Here is a 22,827-nt window from a genome sequence, read left to right on the forward strand (position 1 = left end):
CCGTGAGCACCGTGACCGCAGGGGGGTTCAACGCCGCCGACTACCTCCTGCACCGCCACCTCGACGAGGGCCGCGGCGCCAAGACCGCCGTCCGCACCACCGGCGCCGAGACGTCGTACGGCGAGCTGTCCGAGCTCGTCCGCGACGTCGCCGCGGCGTACCGCGCGATGGGGCTGCGCCGTGACGACCGGGTGCTCTTCGTGGCCGCGGACGACGTCCCGCTGCTCGCCGGGCTGCTCGCGGCGTTCCACGCCGGCGTGGTCGCCGTCCCCGTCTCGACCATGCTCACCGCCAAGGAGCTCGGCGGGATCATGGCCGACTCGGGCGCCCGCATGGTCGTGGTCAGCCAGGACTTCGCCGCGACCGTCGCCGAGGCGCTCGCCGCCGCGCCGGAGGTCGAGATGGTCACCACCATCGGCGACCCCGGCGCGTTCGCCCACGACCACGGCAGCCACGTCGTCCGCGACTTCGACGCCGTCGTCGCGCTCGGCCGCGAGGCCCGGGCGGCCGACGACACCGCCGGCGACGTCGCGGCCACCAGCGAGGACGGCTGGGCGCTGTGGCTCTACACCTCGGGCACCACCGGCCAGCCGAAGGCGGCGATGCACCGCCACGCGAACATCCGTCACGTCTGCGAGACCTACGGGGTCCAGGTGCTCGGCATCACCGCCGACGACGTCACGTTCTCGGTGGCCAAGCTCTTCTTCGCCTACGGCATCGGCAACTCGCTGTTCTTCCCGTTCTCCGTCGGCGCCACCACGGTGCTCGAGCCGCGCCGGCCCAGTCCGGCGGTGGTGGGGGAGCGTCTCGCGGTCGACCACCCGACGCTGTTCTTCGGCGTCCCCACCTTCTACGCCGCCCTGGTCGCCTCGGACCTGCCGGACGACGCGTTCGCCTCCGTCCGGTGGGCCGCCAGCGCCGGCGAGGCGCTGCCCGCGCCGCTGCAGCAGCGGTTCACCGACCGGTTCGGCGTGCAGATCCTCGACGGGATCGGCTCCACCGAGGCGCTGCACATCTTCCTGTCGAACCGACCCGACGACATCCGTCCCGGCACCACCGGACGGCCCGTCCCCGGGTACCAGGTCGAGGTGCGCGACGAGGACGGCCACCGCGCCCCCGCAGGTCAGCCCGGAGCGCTGTTCGTGCGCGGGGAGTCGATCGCGCTGGGCTACTGGCGCCGCACCGACGCCACCCGTCAGGTCTTCCAGGGCTCCTGGCTGAGCACGGGCGACACCTACGTCCAGGACGACGAGGGCTACTTCCGCTGCCTCGGGCGCAACACCGACATGCTCAAGGCCGGCGGCATCTGGGTGTCCCCGGCCGAGGTCGAGAGCCGCCTGCTCGAGCACCCCGCCGTGCAGGAGGCCGCCGTGGTCGGACTCGCGGACGCCGACGGTCTCGACAAGCCCGTCGCCGTGGTCGTCGCCGACGCCACGCGGGCCAGCGCCGACGACCTCATCGCCTGGTGCCGCGACGGGCTCGCCCACTTCAAGGCGCCCCGGCAGGTGGTCCACGTCGACGAGCTGCCGAAGACCGCGACCGGGAAGCTCCAGCGGTTCAAGGTCCGCGCCTTCCTCGTCGAGGCCGAGCCCGAGGTCGTCGTCGAGCCCGCTCCCGCGCAGCCGGCGGTGGCGACCTGATGTCCGCGACCGCCCCCGCGAGCACGCACCACACCGTCGACCTCCTCGTCGTGGGCGCGGGCCCGGTCGGGCTCTACGGCGCCTACTACGCCGGCGTGCGCGGCCTGTCCGTCGCGGTCGTCGACTCGCTCAGCCAGGTCGGCGGGCAGGTCACGGCGATGTACCCCGAGAAGGAGATCTACGACATCGCCGCGCTGCCGGTGGTGACCGGGCGCGACCTCATCGCGGGCCTGCGGACGCAGGCCGACCAGTACTCCCCGACGTACCTGCTCGGCCAGGAGGCCCAGGAGCTGTCCCGCCGCACCGACGACGACGGCCGCGAACGGCTCGTCGTCCGCACGAGCGCCGGTGTGGTGGTCGACTGCGGCGCGGTGGTCGTCACCGGCGGCATCGGGACCTTCACCCCCCGCCCCCTCCCGGCCGGGGAGGAGCTGCTCGGCCGTGGCCTCGACTACTTCGTGCCGTCGAAGGACGCGTACGTCGGTCGCGACGTCGTGGTCGTCGGCGGCGGCGACTCGGCGATCGACTGGTGCCTCATGCTCGAGCCGGTCGCCTCGTCGGTGACCCTCGTGCACCGCCGGTCCGCGTTCCGGGCCCACGCCGCGAGCCTGGCCCAGGTCGAGGCCTCGTCGGTGCGCATCGTCACCGACGCCCAGGTCGTCGCCCTCGGCGGGACGGACCACGTCGAGTCCGCGACCATCCAGGCCAAGGGCGCGGAGCCCGAGACCGTGCCCTGCCAGCAGGTGGTCGCCGCGCTCGGGTTCACCGCGAACCTGGGCCCGCTGCGCGAGTGGGGCGTCGAGCTCCACGACAACCGCCACCTGGTCGTCGACACCACCATGGCGACAGCCGTCCCCGGGGTGTACGCCGCGGGCGACATCACGGACTACACCGGCAAGGTCAGGCTGATCTCGGTCGGTTTCGGCGAGGTCGCCACCGCGGTCAACAACGCCGCCGTCCACCTCGACCCCGACGCGCAGCTGTTCCCCGGCCACTCGACCGACCAGCCGCACGCCGTCCCCGTCCCCGCCTGACGACAGGAGAGCACCGCATGCCCTACGTGATCGCCGGCCCGTGCATCGACACGATGGACCGCAGCTGTGTCGAGGAGTGCCCCGTCGACTGCATCTACGAGGGGGAGCGCAAGCTCTACATCAACCCCAAGGAGTGCATCGACTGCGGCGCCTGCGAGCCCGTGTGCCCGGTCGAGGCGATCAGCCAGGACCGTCGGGTCGCGGACGGCGAGGAGGCCCACGTCGAGGACAACCGGGCCTTCTTCACCGAGGTGCTCGACGGTCGGGACGAGCCGCTCGGCGCCCCCGGCGGCGCCCACAAGACCGGTGAGATCGGCGTGGACACCCCGCTGGTCGCCGGCCTGTAGGCCGCCGTGCTCGACGACCACGTCCTGGTCGACGCGCACGTCCACGTGCCCGTCCTGACCTCGCTCGCCCCGGCGTGGATCCAGTGGGCCCGCGACTTCGGGCCCGAGGGGATCCTCGACCGGGTGTGGGACGCCGACGGGCGCCCGCGCCCCGAGGTCCTCGACGAGCTGTTCGCGGAGCAGGGCGTCGACGCGGCGCTGCTGTTCTGCGAGTACAGCCCCCGCGCCACCGGCTACCAGCGCTTCGACGACCTGCTGCCGCTCGTCGAGCACAACCCGCGGCGGTTCCGTCCCGTCGCCAACGTCAACCCGCACCTGCACTTCCCGATCGCCGACGAGGTTCGACGCCAGCTGGACCTCGGGGCCGCCGCCCTCAAGCTGCACCCCGTGCACGGCGGGTTCCGCTGCGACGACGCCCAGCTCTACCCGGCGTACGCCGTGCTCGAGGAGCGGGGTGTGCCGCTCGTCGTCCACTGCGGCACCAGCAGCTTCCCGGGCTCGCGCAACGAGCTGGCGAGCCCGGAGTTCCTGCTCCCGGTCGCCCGCGACTTCCCCGGTCTGGACGTCGTCCTGGCCCACGGGGGCCGGGGCTGGTGGTACGACGCCGCCGCGTTCATGACGCTCAGCCACCCGAACGTGTGGATCGAGCTGAGCGGGCTGCCGCCGAAGCGGCTGCCGGAGTACTACGCGAAGTACGACCTGCGCCGCCTCGCGCGCCGCTGGATCTTCGCCACCGACTGGCCCGGCGTCCCCGGCACCGCCGCGAACGCCCGCGCGGTCGTCGACCTGGGGCTCGACGACGAGCTCGCCGGGCTGGTGCTCGGCGGCAACGCCCTGCGCGTGTACGCCGGCCTCGACCACCTCGCCCCACCGCCCGGAGGAGATGCCGCATGACCACGTCGCCCACCACCGCGCACACCCGGCCCGCCTACCTCGGCCGCCCCGCCGCCGAGCTGAGCGACGACGAGCTCGAGCAGCAGGGACGCAACGCCCACGAGACCCGCAACTGGGTCTTCCTGCACGGCACCGCCGAGCAGTTCGCCACGCACACGTCCCGGATGCTCGAGCTGGAGCAGGAGTACCTGCGCCGCCACCCCAAGCGCACCTGGCAGGGCTCGGGCGGCGCGGCGACCGAGGAGTCGCAGCTCGTCGTCCTGCGCAAGGCGCTGCGCGGCGTCCTGGTCCAGCTCGAGGCCCTCCTGGAGCCGGCTGCGGTCGAGGCGGACGGCGCCGACGGGGTCCCCGCCGGCGACGACCCCGTCACCCTGCTGCTGCGCCGGGTCGCCGAGGCGCCCGGCGGCCGGATCAACAAGCTCGAGGTGCACCAGCTCGCCCGCGAGGTCGGTCTCGAGCGCGCCGCCCTCGCGCGGCTCTACACCGGTGACGAGCCGGCGCTGGCCACCGACAAGGGCGACCGCGTCCTCACCGACGCCGGCCGCGCGCGGCTCTGACGCGTGCCGACCGCACGACCGCCGGTCGAGCTTGTCGAGACCATGACGACCGCAAGGGTCTCGACAGGCTCGACCGGCGGGAGTCGCGGCAGCCGTGCGTGCCCGTAGCCGCGTGCGTCCTCCGGCGCTAGCATTACTGACCGATCGGTCAGTCACTCTCTGCCAGGAGCGCCCATGGAGGACCTGAGCCCCCGTCCGGACGAGCTGGACCCCATCGAGCGGGCGTCCACCGACGAGCTGCGGGCCCTGCAGACCGAGCGGCTGCGATGGAGCGTCCGGCACGCCTACGACAACGTCCCGCACTACCGCGCGGCGTTCGAGGCGGCGGGTGCCCACCCGGACGACGTCCGCGAGCCGGCCGACCTCGCGCGGCTGCCGTTCACCACCAAGGCCGACCTGCGGGAGAACTACCCGTTCGGCATGTTCGCCGTGCCCCGCGAGCAGGTCGCGCGCATCCACGCCTCGTCGGGGACGACCGGCCGCCCGACCGTCGTCGGCTACACGAAGGACGACCTCGACGTCTGGTCCGAGGTCGTCGCCCGCAGCATCCGCGCCGCCGGCGGCCGTGCCGGGCACGTCGTCCACGTCGCCTACGGCTACGGCCTCTTCACCGGCGGCCTCGGCGCCCACTACGGCGCGGAGCGGCTCGGCTGCACCGTCGTCCCCGTCTCCGGCGGCATGACCGAGCGCCAGGTCCAGCTGATCGGCGACTTCGCGCCCGACGTGATCATGGTGACGCCGTCGTACATGCTCGCGATCGTCGAGGAGATGGAGCGCCAGGGCATCGACCCGCGCTCGTCGTCGCTGAAGGTCGGCATCTTCGGCGCCGAGCCGTGGACGGACGACATGCGCGCCGAGCTCGAGCAGCGCCTCGACATGCACGCGGTCGACATCTACGGGCTGTCCGAGGTGATGGGCCCCGGCGTGGCCAGCGAGTGCGTCGAGACCAAGGACGGCCCGACCATCTGGGAGGACCACTTCTACCCCGAGGTGATCGACCCGATCACCGGTGAGGTGCTCGGCGACGGCGAGGAGGGCGAGCTGGTCTTCACCTCGCTGACCAAGCAGGCGATGCCGGTGATCCGCTACCGGACCCGCGACCTGACGCGGCTGCTGCCCGGCACCGCGCGGACCATGCGGCGGATGGGCAAGATCACCGGGCGCACCGACGACATGATCATCCTGCGCGGGGTGAACCTGTTCCCGACGCAGATCGAGGAGCTCATCCTCCGCGACCTCCCCGCGCTGTCACCGCACTTCCAGTGCCGGCTGTCGCGCCCCGGCACCCTCGACGAGCTCACCGTGGTCGTCGAGCGTCGCGACGGCGTCGGCCCCGAGAGCGCCGAGGACGCCGGCCGGACCCTCCGCGAGCGCATCAAGGCCGTCATCGGCGTCAGTGTCACCGTGGACGTCGTCGGGCCCGGCGGCGTCGAGCGGTCGGTCGGCAAGATGCGCCGCATCGTCGACGAGCGCCCGAAGCGCTGAGGGTCCCGCGCGCTGCGACGATGGCACCGTGCGCCCCGCCCTCGTCGACGTCGTCCGTGACCGCCCCGTCGTCCTGGACGGCGGGCTCGCGACCCTGCTGGAACGCCACGGCCACGACCTGTCGTCGTCCCTGTGGTCGGCCCGCCTGCTGCGTGACGACCCGGCCGCGGTCGAGGCGGCCCACCGCGAGTTCTTCGCCGCCGGCGCCGAGGTCGCCACCACGGCGTCGTACCAGGCGTCGTTCGAGGGCTTCGCCGGGCTCGGTCTCGATCGCGACGGGGCCGCGGCGCTGATGCGCCGCAGCGTCGAGGTCGCCGCCACCGCCCGCGACGCGGTCGCGCCCGACGGCTGGGTGGCCGCCTCGGTCGGCCCGTACGGCGCCGTGCTCGCCGACGGCTCGGAGTACCGCGGCGACTACGACCTGGACGTCGCGGGGCTGCGCGCTTTCCACCGTCCGCGGCTCGCCGTCCTGGCGGAGGCGGGTGCGGACGTCCTCGCCGTCGAGACCGTGCCGTGCCTGGCGGAGGTCGAGGCCGTGCTGGCCGAGCTCGACGGCACCGGGCTGGTGGCCTGGCTCTCCCTGACCGCCGTCGGTGGTCGGACCCGGCAGGACGAGCCGCTCGCCGAGGCCTTCGCGATGGCCGCGGACGTCGCCGAGGTGGTCGCCGTCGGCGTGAACTGCGTCCCGCCCGCCGAGGTGGCGTCGGCGGTGGACCTGGCCGCGGACGTCGCGCCCGCGGTCGCCTACCCCAACAGCGGCCAGGACTGGGACGCCGTCGCCCGCGCCTGGACGGGGGAGTCCGCCTTCGCCGCGGACGACGTCCGCCGCTGGGTCGACGGCGGTGCCCGCCTCGTCGGCGGCTGCTGCCGTGTCGGCCCCGAGGACGTCACCGCGCTGGTCGAGCGGCTGGGGTAGTCGAAGCCTGGCTGCACGAGCCGGGGCGGTTCAGGTGGTCGAGCAGCCCTGCAGGTGGTCGAGCAGCCCGCGAGCCCTGGCGAGCGCGCGTCGTCGAGACCACGGTGAGGGGCCCCGGGGCTGGTTCCGGCGGTCTCGACGACGCGGAGCCGCTGGCGCGGCTCGGCTGCTCGACCACCCTGTGACCGGCGGGGGCTCGGGCCACCCGTCGGACAATGGCCCCATGAGCGACCCCTCGATCGTCACCGAGACCGACCTCGTCCACCTGCGCCGCTGCGTCGAGCTCGCGGCACAGGCGGTGGCCGCCGGGGACGAGGCGTTCGGGTCCGTGCTCGTGGGCGCGGACGGCACCGTCCTCGCCGAGGGCCGCAACGAGGTGGCCGGGGGAGACGGCACCCGGCACCCGGAGCTCGAGCTCGCGCGCTGGGGTGCTCAGCACCTGGCCGTCGAGGACCGCCCGGGCGCGACGGTCTACACCTCGGGCGAGCACTGCGCGATGTGCTCCGCTGCCCACGCGTGGGCGGGGCTGGGGCGCATCGTCTTCGCCACCTCCGTCGAGCAGACGACGCGCTGGGCGAGCGAGCTCGGCGCACCGGCGTCCCCGGTCGCGCCGTTGCCGATCCGCGCGGTCGCGCCCGGGGTCCCGACCGCCGGCCCCGTCGCCGAGCTCGCCGACGAGGTGAGGGAGCTGCACCGCCAGGCGGTCACCGGGGAGGCCTGAGGCTGCCGCTCGCCGACCGGCGGTCTCGACGCGGTCGTCGCTGGCGCTCCTCCCTGCTCGACCACCTCAGCGCTGAGGCCGGGTCCGGGACGGGCTAGAAGACCACCGTCGTGTTGCCGTGGCGCGCGACGCGGTCCTCGCAGTGCCACCGGACGGCGCGCGAGAGGACGGCGCGCTCGACGTCGGCACCGAGCCGGGTGAGGTCGGCCGTCGAGTGTCGGTGGTCCACCCGGACGACGTCCTGCTCGATGATCGGCCCCTCGTCGAGGTCGGCCGTCACGTAGTGCGCGGTCGCGCCCACCAGCTTCACGCCCCGGTCCTTCGCCTTCTGGTACGGCGCGGCGCCGATGAAGGCCGGCAGGAACGAGTGGTGGATGTTGATGAGCGGGCAGCCGACGGCGTCGAGGAAGTCGTCGGTGATGATCTGCATGTAGCGGGCGAGGACGACGAGGTCGACGTTGCCGCGCAGCAGCTCGAGGATCCGCGCCTCGGCCTCGGCCCGGTTGTCCTTCGTGGCCGGCACGTGGAAGTAGGGCACCCCGAACGGCCGGACGTCGTCCGCCAGGTCGGGGTGGTTCGAGATCACCATCGCCACCGTCAGGTCGAGCTCGCCGCGGCGGTTGCGCCACAGCAGGTCGAGCAGGCAGTGGTCGGTCTTCGACGCCATGATCGCGACGCGCTTCGGGCGTGCGGCCTCGGACAGGGAGAACTCGACCTCGAAGCGGTCCGCGACCTCGGCGGCGAAGCGCTGCTCGAGGTCGTCGCGCGCGGCGCTGAGCCCGGGCAGGTGGAACTCGGTGCGCTGGAAGAAGCGCCCGCCCTCCGCGGCCGTGGAGAACTGGTCCAGCGAGACGATGTTCGCGCCGGCGTTGGTGAGGAAGGTGCTGACGGCCGAGACGATGCCGGGGCGGTCCTGGCACTGGATCATCAGGCGGCCGCGGTCGGCGGCCCGGGTGGCGGGCGTCGCCGGGGGCAGCGGGGCGTGGGGTGTGCTGGTCATGGTCCCTCCGGTCCTCGTGCGCCCGCGTCGCGCCGCGCGGCCGGGACGCTACCGCAGGGCGGGGTCCCGATGGGTGGCGCGTCCCCGGGTACGGGCGGCCCGGAGGTGGTGCCGGTGCCCACGACACGGGAACGGTCGAGGCGGACGCACGCCGACGTCCGTCTGCCGGGGATCCTGCTCGGCGTCGGCCTCGGCGGGTTCGTCGACGGGATCCTGCTGCACCAGGTGCTGCAGTGGCACCACATGCTGTCGAGCTCGGCCACGGCCCGGATCGACGTCGGCACCCACCCGGTCGACACCGTGCACGGCCTGGAGATGAACACGCTGTGGGACGGTCTCTTCCACACCGTGACCTGGCTGGCCGTGCTGGCCGGGCTCGGCGTCCTCTCGGCCCGTGTGGCCCACGCCCGCGGGCGCGTGTGGCGCTCCCGGGCGCTGTGGGGCTGGATGCTGGTGGGCTGGGGGACCTTCAACCTCGTCGAGGGACTGGTCGACCACCACCTCCTCGGCATCCACCACGTCGTCAGCGGGCGCCACCAGACCCTCGCCGACCTGCTCTTCCTCGCGCTGGGCGCCGCCCTGGTGGCCGGAGGGTGGTTCCTGCAGCGGCGGGCGGCCACGCCCGCCGGCGGGCCGGCCTGAGGTGCACCACGACGCCGGCACGCCGGGCGTCGTGGTCGTCGCGACCGCGATCGTGCTCCTCGGGGCCGCCGCGTACGCCGTCCTCGCCGCCCGTGAGGCTGTGGGGCCACGGGGCTGGAGCCCGTGGCGCGTCGTGGCCTTCCTCACCGGCTCCGCCGTCCTGGTGGCCGGGCTGCTGGTCGGCCACCCCTCCGGGTGGGCGCCGTACCCGGCTCACGACCTGCGCACCCACATGCTCGGGCACCTCCTCGTCGGCATGTACGCACCCCTCGGCCTGGTGCTGGGCGCCCCCGTCACGCTCCTGCTGCGCTCGCTGCCCACCCGCCGGGCCCGGCGCCTGGTGCGCGTGCTGCGCTCGCGCCCCGCGGTGCCGCTGACCCACCCGGTCACCGGGCTGGTGCTGACGCTCGGTGGGCTGGCCGCGCTCCACCTGACGCCACTGCACGCGCTGGCGATGCGCGAGCCCGCGGCCGCGCACCTGGTGACGCTCCACTTCCTGCTGGCCGGGTGCCTGTTCACGCACGCGGTGGCCGGACCCGACCCGGCACCCCACCGGCCGTCCGTCCCGTCGCGCCTCGTCGTCCTCGGGGTCGCCGTCGCGGGCCACGCCGTGCTCTCCCAGCTGCTGTACGCCGGGGCGCTGGGTCACGTGACCGCTCCCGCGGAGCAGCTCCGCGGCGCCGGGACCCTCATGTACTACGGCGGCGACGTCGCCGAGCTCCTCCTCGCCCTGGCCCTGGTGTCGACCTGGAGACCCGACCCCCGGCGTGACCGTCCGGGGTGCACGGCCGGACGTCGCGACCATCAGCCTGTTGGTTGATGGACATGGCCACATTCGTCCGGTTGGGTGGGACGGCCGCGCGCTCCGTCGCGGTGCCATCTGCTCGGAGGTGCGCGTGAACCGCCTGACCCGTGGGACCGACCCGGCCGTGTTCTGGGGCTCCGCCGCCCTGATCGCGGTCTTCGTCGTCTGGGGGATCGTCGCGCCCGCCAGTCTCGGCGGCACGATGACCACCGCGCTGGGATGGGTCGTCGGCAACTTCGGGTGGGCGTTCATCCTCATCGCCTTCGCCGGGCTGGTCTTCTGCCTCGTGCTGGTCGTGCACCCCTGGGGCCGGATCCGGCTCGGCCCGGACGACTCACGGCCCGACTTCAGGACCTTCTCGTGGGTCTCGATGATGTTCGCCGCCGGCCTCGGCGCCGGGCTGCTCTTCTACGGCGTCGCGGAGCCGGTGACGCACTGGTCGGCGCCCCCGCACGGGCTCGCGGAGCCACAGAGCCAGGAGGCGACGCTCACGGCCCTGCGCTACACCTACTTCCACTGGGGCTTCAACGGCTGGGCGATGTACGCGATCCTCGGCGGCGCGATGGCGTACTTCAGCTACCGCAAGGGCCTGCCGACGCTGGTCAGCGCCACCTTCACCCCGATCCTCGGGCCGAACGCGACGACGCGGCCGCTGGGCCGGCTCGTCGACGCGCTCGCCATCGTGGCCACCATCTTCGGCACCGCCACCGCGCTCGGGCTGAACGGTCTGCAGCTCAACAGCGGCCTGGACTACCTCTTCGACGTCCCCAAGTCGAACGCCGTCGCGGTCACCATCATCGTCGCCGTCACCGCGCTGTTCCTGGTGTCCGCGACGTCCGGGGTGGAGAAGGGGATCAACGTCCTCGCCAACGCCGGCGCGGTCGCCACGATCGTGCTGTTCGTGTTCTTCCTCGTCGTGGGCGGCTCGACCGTGCTGGTCATCTCCAACGGGATCCAGTCGATCGGCGACTACGTGCTGCAGGTCATCCCCATGTCGCTGGAGACCGGCGTCGGCGACGAGCCGTGGATGGCGAGCTGGACGATCTTCTACTGGTCCTGGTGGATCTCGTGGGCGCCCTTCGTCGGCATGTTCGTCGCGCGGATCTCGCGCGGACGGACGATCCGCGAGTTCGTGCTCGGCGTCGTGGCCGCGCCCACCGGCTTCGGGTTCGTGTGGTTCGCCGTCGTCGGCGGCACCGGCATCGAGCTGCAGCGCACCGGCGAGGCCGACATCCTGGGCACCCTCGCGACGCCGGAGCTCTCCCTGTTCCAGGCCCTCGACGCGCTGCCGTTCCCGACGATCATCTCGTTCGTCTGCGTCATCCTCATCGCCCTGTTCTTCATCTCCGGCGCGGACGCCGCCAGCGTCGTCATGGCGACGATGGCCTCCCGCGGCTCCCTCGAGCCGTCGAAGGCGGTCGTGATCGTCCTCGGCGTGCTGATGGGCGGCATCGCCTGCGCGATGCTGCTCGTCGGGGGTCTCGTGGCCCTCCAGCAGGCCGCCGTCCTCGGCTCCGTGCCGTTCACGTTCGTGATCATCGGCGTCGCGTACTGCTGGGTGAAGGCGCTGCGCGAGGAGACACGCGAGCAACGGGAGCCGGGCGCCGGTGGCGGACCGCAGAGGGGGACCGCCGACGCGGACGACGTCCTGCCCGAGCCGCGGGGCACGGCGTGAGGTCCGCCCGGACGACGGCTCTCGGCCTCGCCGGCCTGGTCGCGGCCGGGGTCCTGAGCGCCTGCGGGACGTCGACCGAGCAGGACGCCTCGCAGCAGCCGCAGGGCGCCGCCCTCCGCATCCGGATCGGCACCCAGGAGTTCCCCGAGGCCCGGGTCCTCGGCGAGCTGTGGCGCCAGGCCCTGGCGACCAACGGGTACGCCGTGGACCTGCGGACCGGTGTCGGCCCCGCCGAGGACCTCGACCAGGCCCTGGCCGCCGAGGAGATCGACGGCTACGTCGCCTACACGGGCACCGTGCTGTCGGTGGTCGCCGGCGAGGAGGTCTCGGGTCTGGACCCGGAGGAGACCTACGCGCGGGCGGAGGACTTCTACGCCACCCAGGACATGGTCATGAGCGCGATGACCCCGTTCGAGAACACCGACGCGGTCGCCGTCACCCCGGAGTACGCCCGCGCCGAGGGCCTCACCGAGATCGGTGACCTCGCGGAGGTCGGGTCGGTCCGCTTCGGCGGCCGCCCCGAGTTCGAGGACCTCCGGCTCGGCCTCCTCGGGCTCTCGGAGGTGTACGGGCTCGACGACGTGGACTTCGTGCCGCTGGAGCTCGGCGCGCAGTACGCCGCGCTGGACGAGGGCGAGGTCGACGCCGTCGACGCGTTCAGCACCGACCCGCAGCTCGAGGGCGGCGGCTACACGCTGCTGGAGGATCCCGAGCGGCTGTTCGGGTCACAGAACGTGGTGATGGTCGTGGGGGAGCCGAAGCTCGAGCGCATCGACGGCGACGCGTTCCTGACCGTCGTCGACACCGTCAACGAGACCCTGACCGAGGAGGCGATGGTCGCGATGAACGCGCAGGTCGCCGACGGCCGCGACCCGGGCGTCGTCGCCCGCTCCTACCTCGAGGGCCAGGGCCTCACCACCCCGCTCGACCTCGGCTGACCCGCCACCCCGTCCCCAGGAGGACCCGTGCCCGACCGCCACACCAACCCGTTCGACGGCGTCGCCGACTACTTCAGCGAGCTCGGCCGGATCCGCAGCCTCGGCACGCACGGCACGGTGGGCGGGCCCGAGCGCGGGGTGGAGGCCGCCGAGCGGACCCACGCCTCGGCCTGGGTGCCGACCACCGACATCCTCGCCGTGGGCGACGACCTGCTCATCCAGGTCGAGCTGCCCGGCGTCCCGGCCGACGAGGTCGACCTGCGCTTCCACCACGGCGTCCTCACCGTCTGCGGCGCCCGCAAGCCCGATCCGCGGCTCGGGGACGCGGCGTACTACGTCCAGGAGCGCTACCGCGGCGAGTTCCGGCGCTCCATCACGCTGCCGGACGGCACCGAGCCGACCCAGCTCACCGCGGAGTTCGTGGACGGCCTGGTCGAGATCACGGTCGCGGGCGCCGCCCGGGAGTCCGGCTCGACCCGCATCTCCGTCGCCGACCGCTCCGCCGGCGCCACCACCCGCCCCGTCACGGCGGACTGACCTCCTCACCGGCGCTCAGCGCCCCGACCTGCGTGAGCGGGTGCCAGGAAGTCGGCGTGCACGCGGATCGGACAGGGAGTGGGCGGGTCTGGCAGACTGATCTCTCCGTTTCCCGTCGTCTCCAGGAGACCCGACACACCGATGGACTGCGACAGTCCGAGCCGACAACCGGCTCCCACTCGCCCCCTCCGTCCTCGCTGCGCCGCTGAGCCGGCGCCCCTCCCGCTGAGGGAGGTGCCGTCATGTGGGTCCTGAGCCTGCTGCTGGGTCTGCTCGTCGTGCTGCTGATCACCGCAGCCACGGGCTACTTCGTGGCCCAGGAGTTCGCCTACATGACGGTGGACCGCAACCGCCTGAAGGCCCGTGAGGCCGAGGGTGACGTCGCCGCGTCCCGTGCGCTGGCCGTCACCAGGCGCACCTCGTTCATGCTGTCCGGCGCCCAGCTGGGCATCACCGTCACCGCCCTGCTCGTCGGCTACGTCGCCGAGCCGCTCATCGGTGAGGCACTCGGCGTCGCGCTGGGCGGGGTCGGCGTGCCGACCGGCGTCGGCATCGGCATCGGCACCGCCTTCGCGCTGCTGTTCTCCACGTTCGTGCAGATGCTGTTCGGCGAGCTGTTCCCGAAGAACCTGTCCATCGCGAAGCCCGAGCCCGTCGCGCGCTGGCTCGCGCGGTCGACCACGATCTACCTCGCCGCGTTCGGCTGGCTGATTGTCATCTTCGACGCGGCCTCGAACCGCCTGCTCAAGCTCGCCGGCATGGAGCCGGTGCACGACGTCGAGTCGTCGGCGAGCCGGGCGGACCTCGCCCACATCGTCGCCGACTCGCGCGAGACCGGCGACCTCCCGGGCGAGCTGGCGCTGCTGATCGACCGCATCGTCGACTTCCCCGACGAGGACGTCGAGCACGCGATGGTGCCGCGGGCGCGCCTCGGCGTCGTCCGCGCCGACGACTCCCTCGACGACCTGTGGACGACCATGGCCTCGGGCCACTCCCGCTACCCGGTCCTCTCCTCGGAGCAGGGCATCGAGGAGATCGTGGGCGTCGTCCACCTGCAGGACGTCCTCGCGGTCACCGACCGCACGGGTCGCGACGTGGCCAGCGTGATGCGTGAGCCGGTCCTCGTGCCGGCGGTCATGTCGCTCCCGGACGCGCTCACCGAGCTCACCAGCCGCAAGCAGCAGCTGGCCTGCGTCCTCGACGAGCACGGCGGCCTCACCGGCGTCATCACCCTCGAGGACCTCGCCGAGGAGCTCGTCGGCGAGATCGACGACGAGCACGACCCCGAGCTCGACCCGGGCTACACCGTGCTCGAGACGCACGAGGAGGGCGAGGAGCCCGTCACCGAGTGGACCCTGCCCGGCTCCCTGCCGTACGACGAGCTCGAGCGCGCCGTCGGCCGTGACCTGCCCGAGCTCGAGAGCGAGACCCTCGGCGGCCTGCTCGTCGAGGTCAACGGTGCCTTCGCCGAGGTCGGCGACGTGGTCGAGGTCGACCTCGTCCCGACCGGCGAGGACCTGCTCGAGAGCGACGCCCCACCGGACCGGCTGCGGCTCGAGGTCCTCGAGCTCGAGCGGCACGTCCCCGGCCTGGTGCACGTGACGCTCGTGGACGCCGACGAGATCGCGCCGACCGACGACGAGGACGCCCCGGCCGCCGGGGACGACGACGTCCCCGCGGGACCGGCGACGGCTGAGCACGGCACGACCACGGAGCCCGTCGCGGGCACCACCGACCGACAGGAGGAGCGGGCATGACCTCGAACCCGATCGCGGTCGTGGCCGTCACCATCGCGCTGATCGTCCTGTCCGCGTTCTTCGTCGCGGTGGAGTTCGCCCTGCTGGGCGCCCGCCGCCACCGCCTCGAGGAGAAGGCGCCCACCAGCCGGGCCGCCCGCGCGGCGCTCCGGAGCCACGGGGAGCTGACCGTGCTCCTCGCCGGCTCGCAGCTCGGCATCACCGCCTGCGCCCTGGGCCTCGGTGCCGTCACCAAGCCGGCGCTGGACTACGCCCTGCGGCCCCTGCTCGCGGATCTCGGCGCACCCGGGTGGCTCGCCACCGCGGCGGCGTTCGCCATCGCGCTGATCGTGGTCACGTTCCTCCACCTCGTCATCGGCGAGATGGCGCCGAAGTCGTGGGCCATCGCGCACCCGGAGACCGCGGCGACCATGCTCGCGCTGCCGATGCGTGGCTTCATGTGGGTCTTCCGGCCGGTGCTCGTGTTCCTCAACGAGGCCGCCAACTGGCTGCTGCGCCGGGTGGGCGTCACGCCGCAGGACAGCGTGTCGTCCGGCCAGGACGCCTCCGACCTGCGACAGCTCATCGAGCACTCGGCGAACGTGGGCGCGCTCGACCCGGCGTTCTCGGCGCACCTCACCGAGACCCTCGACCTGCAGAACCTCACCCTCGGCGAGCTCGTCGACGTGAGGCGGCAGGCCACCGCGGTGCCCGCGGGCGCCACCATGGCCGACGTACGACGGGTCGCCCGCGACACGGGGCACCTGCGGGTCCTCGTCGGTCCGCCCGGCCGCTGGACGGGCTTCGTCCACGTGCGCGACACCCTCGCCGAGGACGACGACCGGCCGGCGGAGTCGCTCCTGCGCGACCTGCCGACCATCGACGGCGCGACCCCCGTCTACGAGGCGGTGCGCCGGATGCGCGAGGAGCGCTCGCACCTCGTCCTCGTCTCCACCGACGAGGGCACGGGCGTGATCACGCTCAGCGACGTGCTGTCGCGGCTGTTCCCGCACCCGGTGGAGCCGGAGCCGGAGCCGGCCTGAGGATGCCGCAACCCCGGCCGGGGCTCAGAGCCCCCGGCCGGGGTCGCGCCGCAGCAGGAAGAAGAACGGCTGCGCCATGCCCCGCAGGTCCATGACGCCGAGCAGCGACGACTCGTCGAGCCGGCGGAAGTGGTCGCAGATCGGCAGCGCGTCATAGGCCATCGTCGCGGTGACGACGCCACGGTGCTCCACCATGCGCAGCCGCGAGCGCGGCGCACGCGTCCTGGTGAGGGCGACGGCCCGGCGCCCCGCGGCGGCGACCGCCGGCGGCCGCAGCCGCGGCCCGAACCGGGACACCAGCCCCATCGGCACCAGCGCCGGGTTCGCGCTGTAGAGACCGCGGGGGCCTCGGAAGACCAGCGGGTGGCCGTCCTCCGGGCTGTCGAAGCGCTTGCCGTGCCAGCCGTACGTCTCGAGCAGCCCGTCCATCGGGTGGCCGGTCGGCACGCCGCTGCCGCGCCAGGAGCCCAGCATCTTCTCGACGGTCACGGCGGGCAGGTCGTCGTACACCGCGAGCGCCTCCGCGGTCGTCACACCGCCCTCGAGGTCCGTGCCGATCGTCATGTCCACCCTCCGTGCCCCCGCCCGGCCGCCGGTCGGGACCCCCGAGACTAGGGCGATGGAGACGTCCTCGGGAACGCCGTCCGTCGTCGTGGTCGGGACGGGCTTCGGCGGTCTCGCCGCGGCGATCGAGCTGAAGGGCCGGGGCGTGACCGACCTGGTGCTCGTCGAGCGCGGCGACGACGTGGGCGGGGTGTGGCGGGAGAACACCTACCCGGGAGCGGCCTGCGACGTGCCGTCGCCGTTCTACTCCTTCTCGTTCGCCCCGCACACGCGGTGGCCGCGGCGGTTCTCCCGGCAGCCCGCGATCCTCGAGTACCTGCGCCGGGTGGCCGACGAGCACGACGTCCGCCGCCACGTCCGCTTCGGCACGACCGTCGTCGGCGCGACGTACGACGACGCGACGGGCCGCTGGACCGTCGCGCTGGACGACGGCGAGGAGCTGGTCTGCGACGTCCTGGTCTCGGCGGTGGGGCAGCTGTCCACGCCGGCGGTCCCGGACCTGCCCGGCCGTGACGACTTCGCCGGCCCGGCGTTCCACACCGCGACCTGGGACCACGACGTCGACCTCACGGGCAAGCGCGTCGCCGTCGTCGGGACCGGCGCCAGCGCGATCCAGGCCGTGCCGGAGATCGTCGCGGTGGCCGGCCACACGACCGTCGTCCAGCGCACGCCGCCGTACCTGGCGCCCCGACCGGACCGGGCCTTCGGGCCGGGGCGGCACCGGCTGTTCCGCCTGGTCCCGCTGACGCTCCGCGCCGAGCGGCTGTTCTGGTACCTCGTGGTCGAGACGCTCAGCGTCGCCTGGGCCTACTCGCGTCCGCTGGCGGCCGTCGTCCGTGCCTGGTCACGGCGTCACATGCGTCGCCAGACCGCGGGGAAGCCGGGGCTGTTCGAGCAGGTGTGGCCGTCGTACGCGATCGGCTGCAAGCGGCTGCTCTTCTCCGACGACTACCTCCCGGCGCTCGCGCGCCCCGACGTCACGCTGGTCACGGGCGGTGTCGAGCGGGTGGTGCCGGAGGGCCTGGTCACCGACGACGGGACGCTGCACCCCGCGGACGTCGTGGTGTGGGGGACCGGGTTCGCCGCGAGCGAGTTCCTGGCCGGCATGACGGTGCGGGGCGCCGGCGGGCGGGACCTGCACGAGTACTGGGCCGACGGCGCCCACGCGCTGCACGGCCTGACCGTGCCCGGGTTCCCCGGTCTGCTGTGCATGTACGGGCCGAACACCAACACCGGCGGCGGCTCGATCGTCTACTTCCTCGAGACGCAGGCGGCGTACGTCGGGGACTACGTCGACCAGCTCCGGCGCACCGGCGCTCCGCTCGACGTCCGCGCCGACGTGGAGCGGGCCCACGACGAGAAGGTGCAGCGGCGACTGCGCGACAGCGTCTGGACCCGCTGCTCGTCGTGGTACCGCACGGCGTCCGGCCGCATCACCACGAACTGGCCGGGGCTCGGCGTGGAGTACCGCCGGGCCGCCCGCTTCGACCCCGCGGACTACGAGGCCCTCGGCCTCAGGCGTTGACCTCGGGGGTGCCGACGACCTGCAGGCGGCCGGCCTTCTCCTTCTCCCAGGCGCGCCAGGCGAGGCGGCCGATGAGCGCGAGCCAGGCGACGATGAGGACGGCGTCCAGCCAGCCCGGCAGCCCACCGAGCAGCGAGACGACGGTCACGAGGTTCACGAGGATGACGAGGCCGCCGACCATCGTGCCCATCGGCGCGTGGGGGAGACGGCCCGCGAGGCGTGCGGCGATCGGGGCGATGCAGACGCCGCCGAGGACGAGGCCGAGGACGGGCAGCCAGGGGATGTCCTGGTGCGCGGCGCCGGTGATGAAGCCCGCGGAGACCGAGACGGCGACGGCGAACTCGGCGGCGTTCACGGTGCCGACGACCTTGCGCGGCTCGTGGCGGGTGATGGTCATGAGGCTCGGGGTGACGACCGGACCCCAGCCGCCGCCCCCGGTGGCGTCGACGAAGCCGCCGAGGACGCCGACCGGCGCCAGCCAGCGGGTGCGCTCGCCGTTCTTCGGGACCGGGATCAGGCGGACGCCGAAGCCGAAGCGCAGCAGGATCACGGCGCCGAAGAACAGCAGCAGCCCGGACATCCAGCCCTTGGCGGCCTCGAGGCTGATGCCGGTCAGCACGACGGCGCCGAGGAAGCCGCCGACCATGCCGGGCAGGGCGACGCGGAGGAGGATCTTGGTGTCGATGTTGCCCTCACGCCAGTGCGACAGGCCCGAGATGAGCGTCGTCGGCAGCTTGGCCGCGTGGGTCGCGGCGCTCGCCGTCGCCGGGGCGACACCGAGCGCGAGCAGGACCGTGGCCGACGTGACGCCGAACCCCATGCCGAGGGTGCCGTCCACGAGCTGGGCGAGGCCACCGGCCAGCGCGAAGGCGAGTACGAGCCACATGCGTCAAGTCCTCCAAGTCCGGTTTGGTCTGCTAGATCTAGCGACCGACCGAAGACTAGTGGAATACACGACCTTCCACAGCATCGGCCCAGCCTTCCACGGCGTGTCGCGCCGCGCGGGGCGCTCGCGAGGCCGTTCCGGGCCGGCTCGTGGCTGAACTGGGGGCTGGATGGGGGCGGGTCCTGAGCCCGGGGGTTTCACCAGCCGGCTGGTGAAACCCCGACTCGGCCCCCGAAACTTCGTCCGCCAGGTCGGCACGTCGTCCGCCAGGCCGGGGACATCACCAGCCGGCTGGTGAAACCCGAGGCTCTCGTGACTCCCGAGGCTCCCGTGACTGGAGCGACCCGCGCCGAGACCCGGGAGCGGCTCAGTCCGCGGGCGGCCAGGTCTTGGCGACGAGCGTGAGGACGTCGTACGTCGCCACGGGGGCGCCGTCGGCGTTGGTGACGACGGCGTCCCAGCGGACCTCGCCGTAGTCGGCGCGGGCGCGGGGGGTGATCTGCTTGACGGTGAGGGTCACGGCGATGTCGTCGCCGGCCTTGACCGGGGTGAGGAAGCGGAGGGAGTCGACGCCGAAGTTCGCGAGCACGGGGCCGGGGTCGGGCTGCACGAACAGGCCGGCCGCGAGCGAGACCACGAGGTAGCCGTGGGCGACGATGCCGCCGAACAGCGGGTTCTGCCGCGCGGCCTCCTCGTCGGTGTGCGCGTAGAACGTGTCGCCGGTGAACTCGGCGAAGTGCTCGATGTCCTCCAGGCTCACGCGGCGCGACCCCGACGCGATGGTGTCGCCGACTCGCAGCTCGGCGAGCGACTTGCGGAACGGGTGGGTGCCGTCGTCGCGGCGCCGCGAGCCCGTCGTCCACCGGCCGGTGACGGCGGTGATCATGTCCGGCGAGCCCTGGACGGCGCTGCGCTGCATCAGGTGCAGGACGCCGCGGACGCCGCCCATCTCCTCGCCACCGCCGGCGCGACCGGGTCCGCCGTGCACGAGGGTCGGCAGCGGGACGCCGTGGCCGGTGGACTCGCCCGCGTCGTCACGGTCGAGCACCAGGACGCGGCCGTGGTGCGGCGCCAGGCCGCGCACGAGGTCCCGCGCGACGACCGGGTCGTGGGTGACGACCGAGCCGGCGAGGCTGCCGCGGCCGCGGGCGGCGAGCTCGACGGCCTCCTCCACGCTCGAGTAGGTCATGACCGTGCTGACCGGGCCGAACGGCTCCACGTCGTGCGGCTCGGAGGCCCCCTCGCCGGCGCGGAGCAGCACCGGCGACATGAACGCGCCACGCTCGGCGTCCGCGCCCGTGACCTCGACGGACGCCGGGTCGCCGTACGCCACCCGCGACGACGCGCGCAGCCGCTCGACGGCCGCGCGGACGGTGTCGCGCTGCTCGAGGCTGACCAGGGCGCCCATCCGGACGCCGTCGGCGGCGGGGTGCCCGACCGTCGTCCGCGCCAGGCGGGCCGAGATGGCCTCGACGACCTCGTCGGCGCGGCGGGCCGGGACGATCGCCCGGCGGATCGCGGTGCACTTCTGGCCCGCCTTGTACGTCATCTCGGTCACGACGCCTTTGACGAACAGGTCCCACTCGGGGTCGTCCGGGGTGACGTCGGGGCCGAGGATCGAGCAGTTCAACGAGTCCGCCTCGACGCCGAGCGTCACGCCGCCACCGACGACGGCGTCGTGGGTGCGCAGCAGCGCGCCGGTGCGGGCCGAGCCGGTGAAGGCGACGTGGTCGCCCACGGTGAGGGCGCCGAGCAGACCGTCGGTGCTGCCGACGTGCAGCTGGAGCGCCCCCGCGGGCAGCAGGCCCGAGTCCGCCACGAGGCGGACCAGCCGCTCGGTGACGTACGCCGTCTGCGGCGCCGGCTTCACGATCTGCGGCAGCCCCGCGAGCAGGCCCGGGCCGAGCTTCTCGAGCACGCCCCACACCGGGAAGTTGAAGGCGTTGACCTGCACCATCACCCCGTCGCGTGCGCTGAAGAGGTGCTGGCCGAGGAAGGTGCCGCCCTTGCCGAGCGGGACCGGCGGACCGTCGAGGACGATCGTGTCGTCCGGGAGCTCGCGGGTGCCGACGCTGCCCGCGGCGAACAGGGTGGCGATGCCGCCCTCGATGTCACCGGTCCCGTCGGCGCGGGTGGCGCCGGTGCGCAGCGACAGCTCGTGCAGCTCCGCCGCGTGCTCGCCGAGGTGCTTGCCGAGCGCCTTGAGCAGCCCGGCGCGCTCGTGGAACGTCAGCGCCCGCAGCGCGGGCCCGCCCACCTCGCGGGCGTGGCGGGTCATGGCCCCCAGGTCCGGCGCGGTCTGCGAGAACCGCGCCACCTCCTCGCCGGTCGAGGCGTCCCGCAGCGGCACGCCCTCGTCGGCGGGGGTGACCCACCTCCCGGCCAGGTAGTGCTCGAGCAACGGCGTCTTCCCGGCGGAGGTCATGCGTGGCACACTATTACAGACCGATCGGTCAGGAAAGATTCTCTGGAGGCTGCATGACGCTCTCGACCCAGGAGCTCCAGGACGGCTTCGACGCCGTCATCGCCCGCCACGACCGGGTCGAGCCGCGCGACTGGATGCCCGAGAAGTACCGCGCCACCCTCGTGCGCCAGATCGCCCAGCACGCCCACTCCGAGATCATCGGCATGCAGCCGGAGGGCAACTGGATCACCCGCGCGCCGTCGCTGCGGCGCAAGGCGACGCTGCTGGCCAAGGTCCAGGACGAGGCCGGTCACGGTCTCTACCTCTACTCCGCCGCCGAGACCCTCGGCACCTCCCGCGGCGAGCTCACCGAGAAGCTGATCTCCGGCAAGCAGAAGTACTCCAGCATCTTCAACTACCCGACCCTGTCGTACGCCGACGTCGGCACCATCGGCTGGCTCGTCGACGGCGCGGCGATCTGCAACCAGGTTCCGCTGTGCCGGACGTCGTACGGGCCCTACGGCCGCTCGATGATCCGGATCTGCAAGGAGGAGTCCTTCCACCAGCGGCAGGGCTACGAGCTGCTGATGACGATGATGCGCGGCACCGAGGAGCAGCGCGCGATGGTGCAGGAGTCCGTCGACCGCTTCTGGTGGCCGGCGCTGATGATGTTCGGCCCGCCGGACGCCGACTCGCCGAACACCGCCCAGTCGATGGCGTGGGGCATCAAGCGCGACACCAACGACGACCTCCGCCAGAAGTTCGTCGACATGACGGTCTCGCAGGCCGAGCGCCTCGGCGTGACGCTGCCCGACCCCGACCTGCGCTGGAACGACGAGCGCGGCGCGCACGACTTCGGCCAGCCCGACTGGGACGAGTTCATGGCCGTCGTCAAGGGCGGCGGCCCCTGCAACGTCGAGCGCATCGCGCACCGCAAGCGCGCCCACGACGAGGGCGCGTGGGTTCGCGAGGCGGCGAGTGCGTTCGCCCGGTCGAGGGACGAGACCGGGCGAGACCGCGCGAAGGTCGAGCAAGCCCCGCGACCGAGCTCGCGAGGTCGCGACGGGCGGGTCGAGACCCGGTGAGCGAGCAGACGGGAGCGACGACACCGGCGGGCACCGACTTCGCCGCCGAGGGCGGCCACGGCGCCGTCCCGCTCGAGGGCGTGCCGACCGCGCTCGGCGAGCAGCCGCCGTCGGGGGAGTGGCCGCTCTACGAGGTGTTCGTCCGCGGCAAGCGCGGCCTGAACCACGTGCACGTCGGCTCCCTGCACGCGGCGGACGACGCGATGGCGGTCCACCACGCCCGCGACGTCTACACGCGCCGCAACGAGGGCGTGTCGATCTGGGTGGTCCGCGCGGACGCCATCACCGCCTCCAGCCCGGACGAGAAGGACCCGTTGTTCGCCCCCGCCGGCGACAAGGTCTACCGGCACCCGACGTTCTACGACATCCCCGACGACGTCCCCCACATGTGAG

At 73.4% G+C, this 22,827-nt stretch carries 22 protein-coding genes; 18 read left to right on the top strand and 4 right to left on the bottom strand.

Annotated features, from left to right (window positions below):
- Window positions 1-2: 2 nt before the first annotated feature.
- The 8 genes from MJ876_RS08450 to MJ876_RS08485 all read left to right on the top strand — a co-directional run bounded on the left by MJ876_RS08450 (window position 3) and on the right by MJ876_RS08485 (window position 7,594).
- Complete coding sequence (locus MJ876_RS08450; protein ID WP_240235821.1) at window positions 3-1,640, top strand: benzoate-CoA ligase family protein; 1,638 nt, start codon at window positions 3-5, stop codon at window positions 1,638-1,640.
- Window positions 1,640-2,674: an NAD(P)/FAD-dependent oxidoreductase gene (locus MJ876_RS08455; protein WP_240235822.1), complete on the top strand. Its 1,035-nt coding sequence runs from the start codon at window positions 1,640-1,642 to the stop codon at window positions 2,672-2,674. Before MJ876_RS08450 ends, MJ876_RS08455 begins: the two co-directional genes overlap by 1 nt.
- 17 nt (window positions 2,675-2,691) lie before the next feature.
- Window positions 2,692-3,021 carry a ferredoxin gene (gene fdxA / locus MJ876_RS08460; RefSeq protein ID WP_240235823.1) on the top strand — a complete coding sequence of 110 codons (330 nt, stop codon included), beginning with the start codon at window positions 2,692-2,694 and terminating at the stop codon, window positions 3,019-3,021.
- A gap of 6 nt (window positions 3,022-3,027) precedes the next feature.
- Window positions 3,028-3,915 carry an amidohydrolase family protein gene (locus MJ876_RS08465; protein ID WP_240235824.1) on the top strand — a complete coding sequence of 296 codons (888 nt, stop codon included), beginning with the start codon at window positions 3,028-3,030 and terminating at the stop codon, window positions 3,913-3,915.
- Window positions 3,912-4,472, top strand: coding sequence for a DUF6158 family protein (locus tag MJ876_RS08470; RefSeq protein WP_240235825.1), 561 nt, complete (start codon window positions 3,912-3,914; stop codon window positions 4,470-4,472). The genes MJ876_RS08465 and MJ876_RS08470 overlap by 4 nt, the downstream gene beginning before the upstream one ends.
- A 174-nt stretch (window positions 4,473-4,646) precedes the next feature.
- Window positions 4,647-5,957 carry a phenylacetate--CoA ligase PaaK gene (gene paaK, locus MJ876_RS08475; RefSeq protein ID WP_240235826.1) on the top strand — a complete coding sequence of 437 codons (1,311 nt, stop codon included), beginning with the start codon at window positions 4,647-4,649 and terminating at the stop codon, window positions 5,955-5,957.
- A 28-nt stretch (window positions 5,958-5,985) separates the two neighbouring features.
- A complete protein-coding gene (gene mmuM / locus MJ876_RS08480) occupies window positions 5,986-6,873 on the top strand; it encodes a homocysteine S-methyltransferase (protein WP_240235827.1) in 888 nt (295 codons plus the stop codon).
- 223 nt (window positions 6,874-7,096) lie between these two features.
- Window positions 7,097-7,594: a nucleoside deaminase gene (locus MJ876_RS08485; protein ID WP_240235828.1), complete on the top strand. Its 498-nt coding sequence runs from the start codon at window positions 7,097-7,099 to the stop codon at window positions 7,592-7,594.
- 94 nt (window positions 7,595-7,688) lie between these two features.
- Here MJ876_RS08485 and purU read toward each other — a convergent pair whose 3' ends face one another.
- On the bottom strand, window positions 7,689-8,594 hold the full coding sequence (gene purU, locus MJ876_RS08490) for a formyltetrahydrofolate deformylase (protein WP_240235829.1): 906 nt from the start codon (window positions 8,592-8,594) through the stop codon (window positions 7,689-7,691).
- Between the two features lie 114 nt (window positions 8,595-8,708).
- On the opposite strand from purU, the gene MJ876_RS08495 reads away from it, so the two are divergent.
- From MJ876_RS08495 to MJ876_RS08525, 7 genes are all read left to right on the top strand, one after another.
- Window positions 8,709-9,236, top strand: coding sequence for a DUF2243 domain-containing protein (locus MJ876_RS08495; protein WP_240235830.1), 528 nt, complete (start codon window positions 8,709-8,711; stop codon window positions 9,234-9,236).
- A gap of 1 nt (window position 9,237) precedes the next feature.
- Window positions 9,238-10,056, top strand: a complete 819-nt coding sequence (locus tag MJ876_RS08500; RefSeq protein WP_240235831.1) for a cytochrome c oxidase assembly protein — start codon at window positions 9,238-9,240, stop codon at window positions 10,054-10,056.
- A 76-nt stretch (window positions 10,057-10,132) separates the two neighbouring features.
- Complete coding sequence (locus tag MJ876_RS08505) at window positions 10,133-11,716, top strand: BCCT family transporter (RefSeq protein ID WP_240235832.1); 1,584 nt, start codon at window positions 10,133-10,135, stop codon at window positions 11,714-11,716.
- Window positions 11,713-12,654, top strand: a complete 942-nt coding sequence (locus MJ876_RS08510) for a glycine betaine ABC transporter substrate-binding protein (protein ID WP_240235833.1) — start codon at window positions 11,713-11,715, stop codon at window positions 12,652-12,654. The genes MJ876_RS08505 and MJ876_RS08510 overlap by 4 nt, the downstream gene beginning before the upstream one ends.
- Before the next feature lie 27 nt (window positions 12,655-12,681).
- On the top strand, window positions 12,682-13,191 hold the full coding sequence (locus tag MJ876_RS22175) for an Hsp20/alpha crystallin family protein (RefSeq protein WP_240235834.1): 510 nt from the start codon (window positions 12,682-12,684) through the stop codon (window positions 13,189-13,191).
- Between the two features lie 242 nt (window positions 13,192-13,433).
- The gene (locus MJ876_RS08520) at window positions 13,434-14,948 is read left to right on the top strand and encodes a hemolysin family protein (protein ID WP_240235835.1); all 1,515 of its coding nucleotides are present in this window, start codon (window positions 13,434-13,436) and stop codon (window positions 14,946-14,948) included.
- Window positions 14,945-15,970 (top strand): CNNM domain-containing protein, encoded by a 1,026-nt coding sequence (locus MJ876_RS08525; protein WP_240235836.1) that lies wholly within the window; start codon window positions 14,945-14,947, stop codon window positions 15,968-15,970. The genes MJ876_RS08520 and MJ876_RS08525 overlap by 4 nt, the downstream gene beginning before the upstream one ends.
- 24 nt (window positions 15,971-15,994) lie before the next feature.
- Here MJ876_RS08525 and MJ876_RS08530 read toward each other — a convergent pair whose 3' ends face one another.
- Entirely contained in the window at window positions 15,995-16,534 is a 540-nt protein-coding gene (locus MJ876_RS08530) for a DUF4334 domain-containing protein (protein ID WP_240235837.1), read from the bottom strand.
- A 55-nt stretch (window positions 16,535-16,589) separates the two neighbouring features.
- Between MJ876_RS08530 and MJ876_RS08535 the strand changes: the two genes are divergently transcribed.
- Window positions 16,590-18,059: an NAD(P)/FAD-dependent oxidoreductase gene (locus MJ876_RS08535; RefSeq protein WP_240235838.1), complete on the top strand. Its 1,470-nt coding sequence runs from the start codon at window positions 16,590-16,592 to the stop codon at window positions 18,057-18,059.
- Here MJ876_RS08535 and MJ876_RS08540 read toward each other — a convergent pair.
- Both MJ876_RS08540 and paaZ read right to left on the bottom strand, forming a co-directional pair.
- Window positions 18,049-18,945 (bottom strand): sulfite exporter TauE/SafE family protein, encoded by an 897-nt coding sequence (locus MJ876_RS08540; protein ID WP_240235839.1) that lies wholly within the window; start codon window positions 18,943-18,945, stop codon window positions 18,049-18,051. The two genes, MJ876_RS08535 and MJ876_RS08540, sit on opposite strands and share 11 nt — an antisense overlap.
- Before the next feature lie 367 nt (window positions 18,946-19,312).
- Entirely contained in the window at window positions 19,313-21,370 is a 2,058-nt protein-coding gene (paaZ, locus tag MJ876_RS08545) for a phenylacetic acid degradation bifunctional protein PaaZ (RefSeq protein ID WP_240235840.1), read from the bottom strand.
- Between the two features lie 53 nt (window positions 21,371-21,423).
- Here paaZ and paaA point away from each other — a divergent pair, with 53 nt between their 5' ends.
- Both paaA and paaB read left to right on the top strand, forming a co-directional pair.
- Entirely contained in the window at window positions 21,424-22,434 is a 1,011-nt protein-coding gene (gene paaA, locus MJ876_RS08550; protein WP_240235841.1) for a 1,2-phenylacetyl-CoA epoxidase subunit PaaA, read from the top strand.
- An 80-nt stretch (window positions 22,435-22,514) separates the two neighbouring features.
- Window positions 22,515-22,826, top strand: coding sequence for a 1,2-phenylacetyl-CoA epoxidase subunit PaaB (gene paaB / locus MJ876_RS08555; protein WP_240235907.1), 312 nt, complete (start codon window positions 22,515-22,517; stop codon window positions 22,824-22,826).
- Window position 22,827 lies beyond the last annotated feature (1 nt).

Origin of the sequence: Nocardioides sp. CFH 31398 (assembly GCF_022436705.1) — a bacterium.
In the GTDB taxonomy this organism is placed as follows: domain Bacteria; phylum Actinomycetota; class Actinomycetes; order Propionibacteriales; family Nocardioidaceae; genus Nocardioides.